This window comes from Siccibacter turicensis LMG 23730, assembly GCF_000463155.2.
In the GTDB taxonomy this organism is placed as follows: Bacteria; Pseudomonadota; Gammaproteobacteria; order Enterobacterales; family Enterobacteriaceae; genus Siccibacter; species Siccibacter turicensis.
The window spans coordinates 422327-436867 of sequence record NZ_AWFZ01000030.1; the positions used below are offsets into that span (position 1 = coordinate 422327).

Sequence of the window (14541 nt, forward strand, 5' to 3'; positions counted from 1 at the left end):
GCTGTTGATGTACCGCCTGAATTCCCCGCAAAGACAAATAAAACCGAATTAAACGAAATCATCAGACTATTACGTCACCTTAATCCAGTCTTCCCCTTAGCATTCCCCATTAAAATAGCGCACAATCTAATTGCTCGATAAATTACTGCTTGCAACTAAAAAACCAGGCGCTATAGTTCAGCTCATCAACCGGCACTTACGCCGCCATTTAAATAGCACGCGATATAATAGCAGGAGATAAAAATGACCATCAAGCACGCCGTTCTCGCCGCTGCCATTCTGGCCTCCACCGCTGCTCCTTTTGCGCAGGCCGATAATACCCCTGCCCCGACCGTGGGCGTGGCCGCCTTCCTGAAAGTGCTTAACGCCGGCGGCGGAAAGCCGATTGAACAGCTCTCCCCACAGCAGGCGCGTGACGTGCTGATCGGCGCGCAAAAAGGCGCGGCGCTGCCCGCCGCTGAGGTCAGTGAGAAGACCATTACTGCGCTCGGCAAGCCGCTGACCCTGACCATCGTCAAGCCGGTTGGCGCAACGGGTAAACTGCCGGTATTTATGTTCTTCCACGGCGGCGGCTGGGTGCTGGGCGACTTCCCGACCCACGAGCGTCTGGTGCGCGATCTGGTGAACGAATCCGGTGCCGCGGCGGTGTTTGTGAACTACACCCCGTCCCCGGAAGCGCACTTCCCGGTTGCCATTACCCAGGCCTACGAGGCGACAAAATGGGTGGCTGAGCACGGCGACGAGATTGGCGTTGACGGCAGCCGTCTGGCGCTGGCGGGCAACAGCGTGGGCGGAAACATGGTCGCCGCCGTAGCGCTGCAGGCGAAGCGTAACCACACCCCAGCTATCCGCTATGACGTGATGCTCTGGCCGGTGACCGATGCGCGCTTCGATACCGCCTCCTATGAGCAGTACCAGAACGGCTATTTCCTGAGCCGCAATATGATGAAGTGGTTCTGGGATAACTACACCACCCGCGACGCCGACCGTAACAACATTCTGGCCTCCCCGCTGCGCGCCACCACGGAAGAGCTGAAAGGCCTGCCGCCGACGCTTATCCAGACCGCGGAGCTTGATGTCCTGCGTGACGAGGGTGAAGCCTTTGGCCGCAAACTCGACGCCGCTGGCGTGCCGGTGACCGTCACCCGCTATAACGGCATGATCCACGACTACGGTCTGCTGAATGCTCTGAGCCAGGAGCCTGCCGTGCGCACGGCCATCTCCCAGGCCGCGTCAGAACTGAAAACCCATCTGAAATAACGTCCCTCAGGCGGCGAAAGCCGCCTTTGATACCCGCATTTTCGGCGTCGGCCCGCGGCCATCCCGCGGCGAGCTTAACGCCCCATCCTGCTAAACCCGGTCTGCGCTTCCTGCTACACTCGAAGAGTCAACTCAGGCAAACGGGGCAATAATATGTCGGAAAATCAATATCAACCGCCAAAAGTCTGGACCTGGAAACAGGGCGGCGCAGGCACATGGGCATCCATCAACCGTCCAGTCTCCGGTGCAACGCATGAAAAAGCGCTGCCGGTCGGCACACATCCGCTACAGCTCTATTCACTGGCAACACCGAACGGTCAGAAGGTAACGATTCTGCTGGAGGAGCTGCTGGCACTGGGCGTGACGGCGGCAGAGTACGACGCCTGGCTGATTCGTATCGGCGAGGGGGATCAGTTCGGCAGCGGCTTTGTTGGCGTTAACCCGAACTCTAAAATTCCGGCGCTGGAAGATCGGTCTGTCACCCCGCCGCTGCGCGTGTTCGAGTCGGGCGCCATTTTGCTCTATCTGGCGGACAAGTTCGGCTATTTCCTGCCCAAGGATCACGCCGGGCGCACTGAGGCGCTGAACTGGCTGTTCTGGTTGCAGGGCTCTGCCCCTTACCTGGGCGGCGGCTTCGGGCACTTCTACCACTATGCGCCGCTGAAAATCGAGTACGCCATTGAGCGCTTCTCGATGGAAGCCAAACGTCAGCTCGACGTGCTGGATAAGCAGCTCGCCACCCGCCGCTACATCGCCGGGGACGAGTACAGCATCGCCGATATCGCGATTTTCCCGTGGTATGGCGCGCTGGTGCTGGACGGTATCTATGAGGCCGCCGAGTTCCTCGACGTGAAATCGTATAAGAACGTGGTGCGCTGGGCAGAACTGGTGGCGAGCCGTCCGGCGGTGAAGCGCGGACGTATGGTGAACCGGCTCACCGGTGAGCCAGCCTCACAGCTTCACGAGCGTCACGACGCGTCGGACTTCGACACCCGCACCGCCGATAAGCATCAGGATTAACGGCTATCACCTCCCTGCCCTGGCGGCAGGGATTCTTCAGGCATCCGCCACCTCGTTGAACACCGCTTTGGCAGTAAACATCGCATTAAGCGCTGCCGGAAAACCGGCATAAAGCGCCATCTGAATAATCACTTCGATAATTTCATTCCGGGTGCAGCCGACGTTGAGCGCCGCGTGCAGGTGGACGGCAAGCTGCGGCTGGGCGTGGCCCAGGGCGGTGAGCGCGGCGATGGTCGCCAGCTCGCGGCTTTTCAGGTCCAACCCCGGCCGGCTGTAGATATCGCCGAAGCCGAATTCAATTACGTATCTGCCGAGATCGGGGGCCACGTCGGCCAGCGCGGCAATCACGTTCTCGCCGGCGGCGCCGTCAATTTCAGCAAGGCGCGCAAGGCCGGTGTCATAGCGGGATGGGGTCATGATGTTGTCTCCTGTGTGAATGTGAAGACAACGGTAAACCTTCGAGTTAACTCCAGGTCAAGCGCCGTTTTTTAGCAGTTCGCCGTCATACCAGGCCATCTTGGCCTCAAGCTGAATCAGATGCGCCTGCTGTTCGGCAAGCCGCTGCGCCAGGCGATCGGCGTGATGTGCCAGCAGCGTACGGCGTTCGGCCAGCGTGCTGTTGCCCTGGCTGCGCAACCGGGCATAGCGCTGGATTGCCTCAAGCGGCATCCCGGTCTCTTTCAGGCGCTTGATGAAGCTTATCCACTCCACCTCGTTTTCCCGGTAGTCCCGGTGACCGCTGGCGTTACGCCCCGGATGCAGCAGGCCGATTTTTTCATAGTAGCGCAGCGTGTGGACCGACAGACGGGTCAGCGCCGCAAAGGTCTGAATGCGCATATTCCCTCCGCTATCAGGCAAAAAAAAAGCCGCCCGCGGCGGCTTTTTCAACAGGGCTGACGCTTATGCGTAAACCGGGAAGCGTGCGCAGATGTCGAGCACCTTGCCTTTCACGCGCTCAATGACCGCTTCGTCATTGATGTTGTCCAGAATGTCACACATCCAGCCAGCCAGCTCTTTGACTTCTGCTTCCTTGAAGCCGCGACGGGTCACCGCCGGAGAACCGATACGGATACCGGAGGTCACGAACGGGCTCTTCGGATCGTTCGGCACGCTGTTTTTGTTGACGGTGATGTTGGCGCGGCCCAGGGCTGCGTCAGCTTCTTTACCGGTCAGGTTTTTATCAACCAGGTCCAGCAGGAACAGGTGGTTTTCCGTGCCGCCGGACACCACTTTGTAGCCGCGGTTCAGGAACACGTCCACCATCGCTTTAGCGTTCTTAGCCACCTGCTGCTGATAAACTTTAAACTCTGGCTCCATCGCTTCTTTCAGCGCCACCGCTTTCGCCGCGATAACGTGCATCAGCGGGCCGCCCTGCGCGCTTGGGAATACCGCAGAGTTCAGTTTCTTGTACAGCTCTTCGTCACCGCCTTTCGCCAGGATCAGGCCACCGCGTGGACCCGCCAGGGTTTTATGGGTGGTGGTAGTGACCACGTGCGCGTGCGGAACCGGGTTCGGGTAAACGTCTGCGGCGATCAGGCCTGCCACGTGCGCCATGTCAACGAACAGGTACGCGCCGATGCTGTCGGCGATTTCACGCATTTTTGCCCAGTCAACGATGCCGGAGTAAGCAGAGAAGCCACCGATGATCATTTTCGGTTTGTGCGTCTGCGCCTGCTTCGCCATGTCTTCATAGTCAATTTTGCCTGACTCATCGATGCCGTAAGGGATGATGTTGTAGAGCTTACCGGAGAAGTTAACCGGGGAGCCGTGGGTCAGGTGGCCGCCCTGCGCCAGGTTCATACCCAAAACGGTATCGCCCGGCTGCAGCAGCGCGGTGTAGACGGCGAAGTTAGCCTGCGAGCCGGAGTGCGGTTGGACGTTAGCGTAGTCGGCGCCGAACAGCGCTTTGGCGCGATCGATAGCCAGCTGCTCAACGATATCGACATATTCGCAGCCGCCGTAGTAGCGCTTGCCCGGGTAGCCTTCCGCATATTTGTTGGTCAGCTGAGAGCCCTGCGCCTGCATCACGCGCGGGCTGGTGTAGTTCTCGGAGGCGATAAGTTCAATGTGCTCTTCCTGACGTACTTTTTCCTGCTCCATAGCCTGCCACAGTTCGGCATCATAATCGGCAATGTTCATTTCACGCTTTAACATCCGCATCTCCTGACTCAGCTAACAGTATATTTTTCGCCTGCGGGTCGCACCCTGCCCGGCAACGGCCCCCAGTATAACTGATTAAAAGTGCGATAACAGGTCTTGACAAAGGTTTTTACGCAAACGATTGGCATGGCGTCACGCAAGGCTTTGACGATGAAAGCACAACCCTGGTTTTCACGAATTCTTTTCATTTTTGAGATGTGGATTTTTCATCTGGCGCAGCGGCAGGGAGCCCATTTCCCCCTTTACAACACAGGGGTATTAGCTATAACATGCATTTCAAATACAACATTAAAAAAGGACCTGCTATGTTAGACGCTCAAACCATCGCCGTTGTGAAATCCACCATCCCCGCTATCGCCGCCACCGGTCCCAGGCTGACGGCGCACTTTTATGACCGCATGTTCCAGCACAACCCCGAGCTGAAAGAGATTTTCAATATGAGCAACCAGCGCAATGGCGATCAGCGTGAAGCGCTGTTCAATGCCATCTGCGCCTATGCGACTAACATTGAAAACCTGGCGGTGCTGCTGCCGGCGGTGGAAAAAATCGCGCAGAAGCACACCAGCTTCCATATCAAACCGGAGCAGTACAACATCGTGGGCGAGCATCTGCTGGCGACCATTGATGAGCTGCTGAGTCCGGGTCAGGAGGTGCTGGATGCGTGGGGTAAAGCCTATGGCGTGCTGGCCGGGGTGTTTATCAACCGCGAAGCGGAGATCTATCAGAGCAATGTCCAGAAAACCGGCGGCTGGGAAGGCACCCGCGCGTTTCGTATCGTCAGCAAAACGCCGCAGAGCGCGGTTGTCACCAGCTTTGAGCTGGAGCCGGTGGACGGCGGCCCGGTCGCTGACTACCTGCCCGGCCAGTACACCGCGGTCTGGATCAAGCCGCAGGAGTTTGCCCATCAGGAGATTCGCCAGTATTCGCTCACCCGCAAGCCGAACGGCAAAAGCTACCGCATCGCGGTGAAACGTGAAGGCGAAGGCCAGGTGTCGAACTGGCTCCATCAGCATGCGCAGCCGGGTGACGTGATTCACCTTGCCGCCCCGGCAGGGGATTTCTTTATGGACGTCGCGCCGCACACGCCGGTGACGCTCATCTCCGCTGGCGTCGGTCAGACCCCGATGCTGGCCATGCTGGACACCCTGGCTAACGCCGGGCATCCGGCGCAGGTTAACTGGTTCCATGCCGCGCAGAGCGGCGAGGTGCATGCCTTTGCCGACGAAGTGGCCCAGCGCGGTGCCATGCTGCCGCATTTCGCCTCCCACGTCTGGTACCAGACCCCGGCGGAAGCGGATCGCGACGCGGTGCGCTTCGACAGCGAAGGGCTGATGGAATTAGCGCAGCACGAGGCGGCCTTCAGCGATCCCACCATGCAGTGCTACCTGTGCGGGCCGGTCGGGTTTATGCAGTTCGCGGCACAGCAGCTTGTGGCGCTGGGCGTTGACCAGGACCGCATCCACTACGAGTGCTTCGGCCCGCACAAAGTCCTGTAATCCCTCTCCAACGGCAAAAACAAAAAAGGCAGGTCACATGACCTGCCTTTTTTAGCGTGCGCGGAGAATCAAATCGCCGCGTCGTCCTCTTCGCCGGTACGGATACGCACCACGCGCGCCACGTCGAAGACGAAGATTTTGCCGTCGCCGATTTTCCCGGTCTGCGCCGTGCGGATGATGGTATCAACGCAGGTTTCGACGATGTCATCGGTGACCACGATTTCAATCTTTACCTTCGGCAGGAAATCCACCATATACTCGGCGCCGCGATAGAGTTCGGTATGCCCTTTCTGACGACCAAAGCCTTTTACTTCGGTCACGGTCATGCCGGTGATGCCAACTTCCGCCAGCGCTTCGCGCACATCATCCAGTTTGAATGGTTTAATAATCGCATCAATTTTTTTCATCGTGGGTCCTTAAACTCTGCTCGCCGGTCAGGTGTTCTGCAGTGTGCGTAATCGGTTGCTCACCGTATCATATTCTGCGTGCCAATGGATGCCGAAAACTACTCTTTAAAGTCGTTGGCATCCAGCTCATGGCGCGACAGCAGCTTGTAAAATTCGGTCCGGTTGCGCCCCGCCATGCGCGCCGCATGGGTGACGTTGCCTTTGGTGATCTGGAGGATTTTCCTCAGGTAGTTCAGCTCGAACAGGTTTCGTGCTTCGACAAAGGTCGGCAGCACCGTGTTCTCGCCCTCAAGCGCCTGCTCCACCAGCGCATCGCTGATCACCGGCGCTGAAGTGAGCGCTACGCACTGCTCAATCACGTTCACCAGCTGGCGCACGTTGCCCGGCCAGCTGGCGGTCATCAGGCGCTTCATGGCGTCGGTCGAGAAGCTGCGCACAAAGGGCTTATGCCGATCCGCTGACTGGCGCAGCAGGTGCGCCGCCAGCAGCGGAATGTCCTCGGCGCGCTCGTGCAGCGCCGGGATCTTCAGGTTCACCACGTTGAGGCGATAGAACAGATCCTCGCGGAACTCACCGCGCTCCATCGCTTTAGGCAGGTCGCGGTGGGTGGCGGAGAGGATGCGCACGTCAATATCCAGGTCGCGATTGCTGCCGAGGGGACGCACTTTGCGCTCCTGCAGCACGCGCAGCAGCTTCACCTGCAGCGGGATCGGCATGTCGCCAATCTCGTCCAGAAACAGCGTGCCGCCCTCCGCGGCCTGGAACAGCCCTTCGCGGCTGCTCACCGCCCCGGTAAAGGCACCGCGGGCATGACCGAACAGCTCGGACTCCAGCAGCTGCTCCGGCAGCGCGCCGCAGTTGATCGCGATAAAGGCTTTCTTACTGCGCGGGCTGGCGTTATGAATCGCCTGGGCGAGGATCTCTTTCCCGGTGCCGCTCTGGCCGTTGATCAGCACGCTGACGTCGGACTGCGCCACCATGCGCGCCTGCTCCAGCAGACGCAGCATGATCGGGCTGCGGGTTACGATGGATTCCCGCCACAGATCGTCGCTGGTCGAGACGGTGTGCAACAGCGCGTCATCAATGGCTTTGTACAGCGCGTCGCGATCCACCGGTTTGGTCAGAAAGCTGAACACGCCTTGCTGCGTGGCGGCGACCGCCTCCGGGATCGAACCGTGGGCGGTGAGAATGATCACCGGCATGCCGGGCTGCATTTTCTGGATCTCGGCGAACAGCTGCAGACCGTCCATCTCGTCCATGCGCAGATCGCTTATCACCAGGTCAATTTTTTCGCGCGCCAGCACGCGCAGCCCTTCGGCTCCGCTTTCGGCGGTTTCGACGCTGTAGCCTTCGCTGGTCAGGCGCATACCGAGCAGCTTAAGCAGCCCCGGATCGTCATCCACCAGCAGCAGGCGGGCAGGTTTATGCTGCGTCATTGGGCAGGTTCCTCCTGCGCCGGGGTGGCGCTGCTATTGTCCGGTTTCTCAACTTCATCAGTGGGCGGCGTCGCTTTACTGCCGTCCGGTGCCGGGTGCGCGTTGTCCTGCATGTAGCTGCTGGCCGGTTTACGCGAGGAGAGCTGACGCTCGATATCGGTGAGGTTTTCCAGCTTGCGGGTGGTCAGGTCAAGCTGGCTGCGCAGGTGTTGTTGCTGCTGGCGCAGGGTATCCAGTTCGCCGTCGGTGCTCTGCTGCAGCTTGCTATAGCGCGTTCGCTCGTCGGAGAGCTGCAGCAGCGAGGCCTGCCCGTCGCGCCACACCTGAAACAGCGGGCGCACCTGCGCCGGGATGCCAATGCTCAGATCGTCCAGCGCCGTAACGTAGCGGCGACGCTCGCCGGGGGTAATTTTCGCATTGGCCAGCAGAATGCCGCGTTTGAAGGTGTCCTGCCAGGTGGTGTTCGACCAGCGGCGCGCCTGGGCGCGTGCCTCCGCCGGGGTCAGGCGCAGCGCGCAGTCCATGCCGCGCAGCCAGTAAAGCGGGTTGGTCTCGGTGCTGTGTCCACCGAGCTGCCAGATATCCAGGCAGTCGGTTGAGAGAAAATCAGCGAGCTGATGATCCGGAAGCTGCGGTTCATTTTTATTTTTAATCGAGCTTTTCACCGGATGGGCAACGCATCCGCTCAGCAGCGCGCCGGCAAGGCTTGCGCAAAGAACGGTACGAAGCGCGCGTGGGCGCAACAGACGCGACAAAACGGGCCGCAGTAAATTCATAACTCGTAGACTCATTGTTGTGATGTTTCCGGCTCAAGGGCAGGTAGTTCAATACGAAAACAGACGTCTGCGTCGTTTTCATCCACCAGACGAAGCTCGCCGTGCATACGACGAATACAATCCTGGGCAATGCTCAGGCCCAGGCCGCTGCCTTTGACCGCGCCCTTACGCTGCAGGCTTCCCTGAAAGAAAGGTTCGAAGATCATCTCCCGCTCCGCCTCGGGGATCGGTGTTCCGGTATTTGCCACCTCAATGCGCAGGCGCGATCCAACGTTGCGGCTGCGGATATAAATGGTACCGGATTCACTCCCATAGTGCACCGCATTGGAATAGAGATTATCAAGTACGCTCATCAGCAGCATCGGTTCGGCCAGGCACACCGGCTCTTCCAGCTCCACCTCGGTATGCATCATTTTAGCCCGTGCAGGCAGACTGTGAGCGGAGATAACCATATCTACCAGCGGTTCGATCTCGACCTCCTCCAGCTCGACCTGGGTGTCCGCCAGCTTGCGGTTGTAGTCCAGCAGCTGTTCGATAAGCTTTTGCAGATTACGGCTGCTGGTGTCGAGAATATCGACCACCTCTTTCTGCTCCGTGGTCAGCGGGCCGACCACTTTATCAGCGAGCAGTTCGGTGCCTTCGCGCATACTGGCCAGCGGGGTTTTCAGCTCGTGGGAAAGATGCCGCAGGAACTGGTGGCGCTGGGACTCCAGCCAGGCGAGACGTTCGCTCAGCCAGATGATGCGCTGCCCGACGGAGCGCAGCTCCCGCGGGCCTTTGAACGCCACGGTGTGGCCCAGCGAGCGCCCCTCGCCAAGGCGGTTGATCATCCGCTCAATGCCTTTTACCGGACCGATAATCATGCGCGTGAAGAGCATCACCAGCGCGAGGCTTACCAGGAACAGGATCAGCGCCTGCCAGCCGAAGAACTGGCCGCGTTCGGCGATTTCCTGCTGAAGCTGCTGGCCGCGTGAAAACACCACCGCCCGGGTGGCCTGCACCATTTCGGTGTTGTTGCTGGCGAAGGCTTCAAGCCTGGCGGCGGCGGCGCTGTCCGGGCCGCTGTTCTTGCACTGGAGCAGCGTCAGATCGTTGAGGTTCTCGCGCAGCGCCTGATAAAGCTTTTCATCCGGCAGCACGCCGGCATGGGCATCCAGCATCTGGGCGTAGCGCTTGCGCTGGCTCTGGTAAACGCGCGCCAGGGTCGGGTCGTCCAGCACGCAGTACTGGCGATAGCTGCGCTCCATCTCCAGCGCGGCATTGGTCATCGCTTCGCTGCGGCGGGCATCCACCAGCGTGGTGCGGTTGGTCAGCGCAGCCTGATCGCTCAGGGCGTTGAGGCTCTGCCACGCCTGCCAGGCCAGCACCAGCAAAGGCACCAGAATCAGCAGGAAGGCCATCATCACCAGCTGGCGAAGCGAACGGGGGAACAGGGACCAGCGTTTCAACGGGTTGTCTCACGTTTACGGGAATAACAGGATGCTAACGGAGAGCGGCAGCGGTGGGAAGCGCTGGCTGTCAGAAACAACAAAGGCAGGGTAATTACCCTGCCTTTGTCGCGAAATAGGCGGTGCCTTACTCAACGTGTCGCCCTGGAGTCTGATAACGCGAAGCGATAATCAGGAGTTGGACGGCAGGCACCTTGTTGTGCGTCATTCTGAGGTTTATGTAGCGCTCCCGAAGGGTCTGACATAAGAAGGTGAATGAGCCACTGGTAATATACTTGCAGGATGCGTGCCAACACTCGAAAATAATTCGCAAAACTATGATAAATAAACCATTTAATCGCTTTTCATCTCAAAGCGCTTTTGCTCAGTTGTGCGCCAGAGTGTCGCCTTAAACCAACACCCCGCACGCCATAAAATTAAGTCCATATAAATCAATGAATTAAATGTCACCTTTTGGCGACAGCGACAGGCGCCGGGTGTCGCAGTTTCCCGACACCTTTGCGGGGAGCATCACAGATATTATGTAATCTCACTGCAAACGCTTTGCCGGAAAGCGAAGGCGGTAATAAAAAAGGGGAACGAGTCGCTCCCCTTCTCATTAGCCCAGCTGCTTACGGGCGTTGCGGAAGATGCGCATCCACGGGCTGTCCTCGCCCCACTCTGCCGGGTGCCAGGAGTTCGCCACGGTGCGGAACACGCGCTCCGGGTGCGGCATCATGATGGTGACGCGCCCGCTTTCGCTGGTCACCGCGGTAATCCCGTTCGGTGAACCGTTCGGGTTGGCCGGATAGGTTTCGGTCACGTTGCCGACGTTGTCGATGTAGCGCAGCGCCACCAGGCCTTTGCTCTCGATCTGCGCCAGATGGGCGGCGTCACGCACTTCCACGCGCCCTTCCCCGTGGGATACCGCGATCGGCATGTGCGAGCCAACCATACCCTGCAGCAGCAGCGACGGGCTGGTAGTCACTTCCACCAGGCTGAAGCGGGCTTCGAAGCGGTCAGACTGGTTACGCACAAAGCGCGGCCACAGGTCGCTGCCCGGGATCAGTTCGCGCAGATTGGACATCATCTGACAGCCGTTGCACACCCCGAGCGCCAGGGTCTGCGGACGATGGAAGAATTCCTGGAAGGTCTCGCGCACCCGTTCGTTAAAGAGAATGGATTTCGCCCAGCCTTCGCCCGCCCCCAGCACGTCGCCGTACGAGAAGCCGCCGCACGCCACCAGCGCCTGGAACGCCTCCAGGTCGAGACGACCGGCCAGCAGATCGCTCATGTGAACGTCGATGGCGTCGAAGCCCGCCCGGTGGAACGCCGCCGCCATCTCAACGTGGGAGTTAACGCCCTGCTCGCGCAGCACCGCCACTTTCGGACGCGCACCTTTAGCGATATACGGCGCCGCCACGTCATCGTTGATGTCGAACGTCAGCGTCACGTTGAGGCCCGGATCGCTGTCGTCGGCTTTCGCGGCATGCTCCTGATCGGCACACGCCGGGTTGTCGCGCAGGCGCTGCATCTGCCAGGTGGTTTCCGCCCACCAGATGCGCATCGCGGTGCGGCTTTCGCTGAAGAGGGTTTCGCCCTGCGCGGTCAGCGTAAAGCGATCGCCCTCGACCGCCTGACCCAGATAGTGCACGCAGTCCGCCAGACCGTGAGCGTTCAGCACGGCTTCCACCGCCTGACGATCGGCGGCGCGAACCTGAATCACCCCGCCCAGCTCTTCGTTGAACAGCGCGGCCAGCGCATCGCTGCCAAGGCTGCTGATGTCGGCTTCAATGCCGCAGTGACCGGCAAACGCCATCTCTGCAAGCGTAACCAGCAGGCCGCCGTCTGAGCGGTCGTGCCAGGCCAGCAGTTTGCGATCTGCCACCAGCGCCTGCATCGCGTCGTAGAAGCCTTTGAGCTGCGCGACGTCGCGCACGTCCGCCGGCTTATCGCCGAGCTGACGCCACACCTGCGAGAGCGCGGTGGCGCCCAGCGCGTTGTGGCCTTTCCCAAGGTCGATCAGCAGCAGGGCGTTATCCTCGGTGACAAGCTGCGGCGTCACGGTGCCGCGCACGTCCTCCACACGACCAAACGCGGTGATCACCAGCGACAGCGGGGCCGTCATCTCGCGCTGTTCATCGTCCTGCTGCCAACGGGTTTTCATCGACATGGAGTCTTTGCCCACCGGAATGGTCAGACCCAGCGCCGGGCAAAGCTCTTCGCCTACCGCTTTCACCGCCTCATACAGGCCGGCATCCTCGCCCGGATGGCCTGCGGCGGCCATCCAGTTTGCCGACAGCTTGATGCGTTTGATATCGCCAATCTGCGTGGCGGCAATGTTCGTCAGCGCTTCGCCCACCGCCAGACGGGCAGAGGCGGCGAAATCAAGCAGCGCCACCGGCGCGCGCTCGCCCAGCGACATCGCTTCCCCGTGATAGCTGTCGAGGCTGGCGGTGGTCACCGCGCAGTCGGCCACCGGGATCTGCCACGGACCCACCATCTGGTCGCGCGCCACCATACCGGTGACGGTACGGTCGCCGATGGTCACCAGGAAGGTTTTTTCCGCCACCGTCGGCAGGCGCAGCACGCGCTTCACCGCCTCGGCGAGGGTCATCCCGCTGCGATCCAGCGGCTGGCCCTCGGCGCGCAGGCGCGCGACGTTGCGGGTCATTTTCGGGGTTTTACCCAGCAGCACATCCAGCGGCATGTCGATCGGCTGGTTATTGAAGTGGCTATCGTGGAGCGACAGGTGACGCGCTTCGGTGGCTTCGCCGATTACCGCATACGGCGCGCGCTCGCGACGGCACAGCTCGTCAAACAGCGGCAGCTGATCCGGGGCGACCGCCAGCACGTAACGCTCCTGGGATTCGTTACACCACACTTCCAGCGGGCTCATGCCCGGCTCGTCGTTGAGGATGTCGCGCAGCTCAAAGCGCCCGCCGCGTCCGCCGTCGCTCACCAGCTCCGGCATGGCGTTCGACAGCCCGCCCGCGCCGACGTCGTGAATAAACAGAATCGGGTTGGCGTCGCCGAGCTGCCAGCAGCGGTCGATCACCTCCTGACAGCGGCGCTCCATTTCCGGGTTATCGCGCTGCACCGAGGCAAAATCGAGATCGGCATCGGACTGGCCGGAGGCCATGGACGAAGCCGCCCCGCCGCCCAGCCCGATATTCATTGCCGGTCCACCGAGCACAATCAGCTTCGCGCCCACGGCGATCTCGCCTTTCTGGACGTGATCGGCGCGGATGTTACCGATGCCGCCCGCCAGCATGATCGGCTTGTGGTAGCCGCGCAGCTCTTCGCCGTTGTGGCTGGTCACTTTCTCTTCATAGGTACGGAAATAACCGGTCAGGGCCGGGCGTCCGAACTCGTTGTTAAACGCTGCGCCGCCCAGCGGGCCGTCGGTCATAATATCCAGCGCGGTCACAATCCGATCCGGCTTGCCGAAGTCCTCTTCCCAGGGCTGTTCGAAGCCCGGAATACGCAGGTTGGATACCGAGAAGCCCACCAGGCCTGCTTTCGGCTTCGCGCCGCGACCGGTGGCGCCTTCGTCACGAATTTCGCCGCCTGAACCGGTGGCCGCGCCCGGCCACGGGGAGATGGCGGTCGGGTGGTTATGGGTTTCAACTTTCATCAGGATGTGCGCCTCTTCCTGATGGTAGTCATAGCGTCCGGCGCTGTGGTCGGCGAAGAAGCGGCCAACCGACGACCCTTCCATCACCGCGGCGTTGTCTTTGTAGGCAGACAGCACGTGATCCGGGGTTTTCTCGAAGGTGTTTTTGATCATTTTGAACAGCGACTTCGGCTGCTGCTCGCCGTCAATCACCCAGTCGGCGTTGAAAATCTTATGGCGGCAGTGCTCGGAGTTCGCCTGGGCAAACATATAGAGTTCGATGTCGTTCGGGTTGCGCCCCAGACGGGTGAACGCGTCCTGCAGGTAGTCAATTTCATCGTCTGCCAGCGCGAGGCCGAGACGCACGTTGGCCTGCATCAGCGCATCGCGCCCCTGGCCGAGCAGATCGACGCTCTGCACCGGCGCTGGGGTATGGTGGGCGAAGAGCTGCTCTGCGTCGTTCAGATCGCGATAGACGCTCTCCATCATGCGATCGTGCAGTTCGCCGGCGACCGCCTGCCACTGCGCTTCGGTCAGGGTCTCGGCTTCCACATACCAGGCCACACCGCGCTCAAGGCGGGCAATCTGCGCCAGACCGCAGTTGTGCGCGATGTCGGTCGCTTTCGATGACCAGGGAGAGATGGTGCCCGGACGCGGCGTGACCAGCAGCAGGGTGCCGCCCGGATTGTGGCTGCTGAGGCTTGGACCATACTGCAGCAGGCGGGCTAAGCGGGTGTGTTCATCCGCACTGAGTGGCGCATCAAGGTCGGCAAAGTGAACGTATTCGGCGTATACCGCCGTTACCGGCAGGTTAAGCGCCTTGAAACGGTCCAGCAGTTTGTTAATACGGAATGCAGACAGGGCGGGCGAACCACGCAGAATTTCCATCATAAGTCTCTCGTCTTTGCAGCGCCAGCGCAGCGCTGTCAGTGGGCGCAGGGGG

General features: G+C 60.5%; 11 protein-coding genes. 3 read left to right on the plus strand and 8 right to left on the minus strand.

The features are described 5' to 3' along the window. Nucleotides 1-243: 243 nt before the first annotated feature. Entirely contained in the window at nucleotides 244-1260 is a 1017-nt protein-coding gene (locus DW58_RS11580) for an alpha/beta hydrolase (protein ID WP_024549975.1), read from the plus strand. Nucleotides 1261-1413: 153 nt separating this feature from the next. After that, complete coding sequence (yghU, locus tag DW58_RS11585; protein ID WP_024549976.1) at nucleotides 1414-2280, plus strand: glutathione-dependent disulfide-bond oxidoreductase; 867 nt, start codon at nucleotides 1414-1416, stop codon at nucleotides 2278-2280. Nucleotides 2281-2316: 36 nt separating this feature from the next. Here the strand turns inward: yghU and DW58_RS11590 are convergent, their stop codons facing one another. The 3 genes from DW58_RS11590 to glyA all read right to left on the minus strand — a co-directional run bounded on the left by DW58_RS11590 (nucleotide 2317) and on the right by glyA (nucleotide 4434). Continuing rightward, on the minus strand, nucleotides 2317-2697 hold the full coding sequence (locus DW58_RS11590; protein WP_024549977.1) for a carboxymuconolactone decarboxylase family protein: 381 nt from the start codon (nucleotides 2695-2697) through the stop codon (nucleotides 2317-2319). 57 nt (nucleotides 2698-2754) lie between these two features. Then, the gene (locus DW58_RS11595; RefSeq protein WP_024549978.1) at nucleotides 2755-3117 is read right to left on the minus strand and encodes a MerR family transcriptional regulator; all 363 of its coding nucleotides are present in this window, start codon (nucleotides 3115-3117) and stop codon (nucleotides 2755-2757) included. A 63-nt stretch (nucleotides 3118-3180) separates the two neighbouring features. Continuing rightward, nucleotides 3181-4434, minus strand: a complete 1254-nt coding sequence (gene glyA / locus DW58_RS11600) for a serine hydroxymethyltransferase (protein ID WP_024549979.1) — start codon at nucleotides 4432-4434, stop codon at nucleotides 3181-3183. A gap of 311 nt (nucleotides 4435-4745) precedes the next feature. Between glyA and hmpA the strand changes: the two genes are divergently transcribed. After that, nucleotides 4746-5936, plus strand: coding sequence for an NO-inducible flavohemoprotein (gene hmpA / locus DW58_RS11605; protein WP_024549980.1), 1191 nt, complete (start codon nucleotides 4746-4748; stop codon nucleotides 5934-5936). Nucleotides 5937-6004: 68 nt separating this feature from the next. Here the strand turns inward: hmpA and glnB are convergent, their stop codons facing one another. From glnB to purL, 5 genes are all read right to left on the minus strand, one after another. Next, nucleotides 6005-6343, minus strand: coding sequence for a nitrogen regulatory protein P-II (gene glnB / locus DW58_RS11610; protein ID WP_024549981.1), 339 nt, complete (start codon nucleotides 6341-6343; stop codon nucleotides 6005-6007). A 98-nt stretch (nucleotides 6344-6441) separates the two neighbouring features. Further along, entirely contained in the window at nucleotides 6442-7779 is a 1338-nt protein-coding gene (gene glrR, locus DW58_RS11615) for a two-component system response regulator GlrR (protein ID WP_024549982.1), read from the minus strand. Beyond that, nucleotides 7776-8570, minus strand: a complete 795-nt coding sequence (gene qseG / locus DW58_RS11620) for a two-component system QseEF-associated lipoprotein QseG (RefSeq protein WP_024549983.1) — start codon at nucleotides 8568-8570, stop codon at nucleotides 7776-7778. Before qseG ends, glrR begins: the two co-directional genes overlap by 4 nt. After that, entirely contained in the window at nucleotides 8567-10003 is a 1437-nt protein-coding gene (gene qseE / locus DW58_RS11625) for a two component system sensor histidine kinase QseE/GlrK (RefSeq protein ID WP_024549984.1), read from the minus strand. The genes qseG and qseE overlap by 4 nt, the downstream gene beginning before the upstream one ends. 598 nt (nucleotides 10004-10601) lie before the next feature. Then, entirely contained in the window at nucleotides 10602-14489 is a 3888-nt protein-coding gene (gene purL / locus DW58_RS11630) for a phosphoribosylformylglycinamidine synthase (protein WP_029592927.1), read from the minus strand. Nucleotides 14490-14541: the final 52 nt, after the last annotated feature.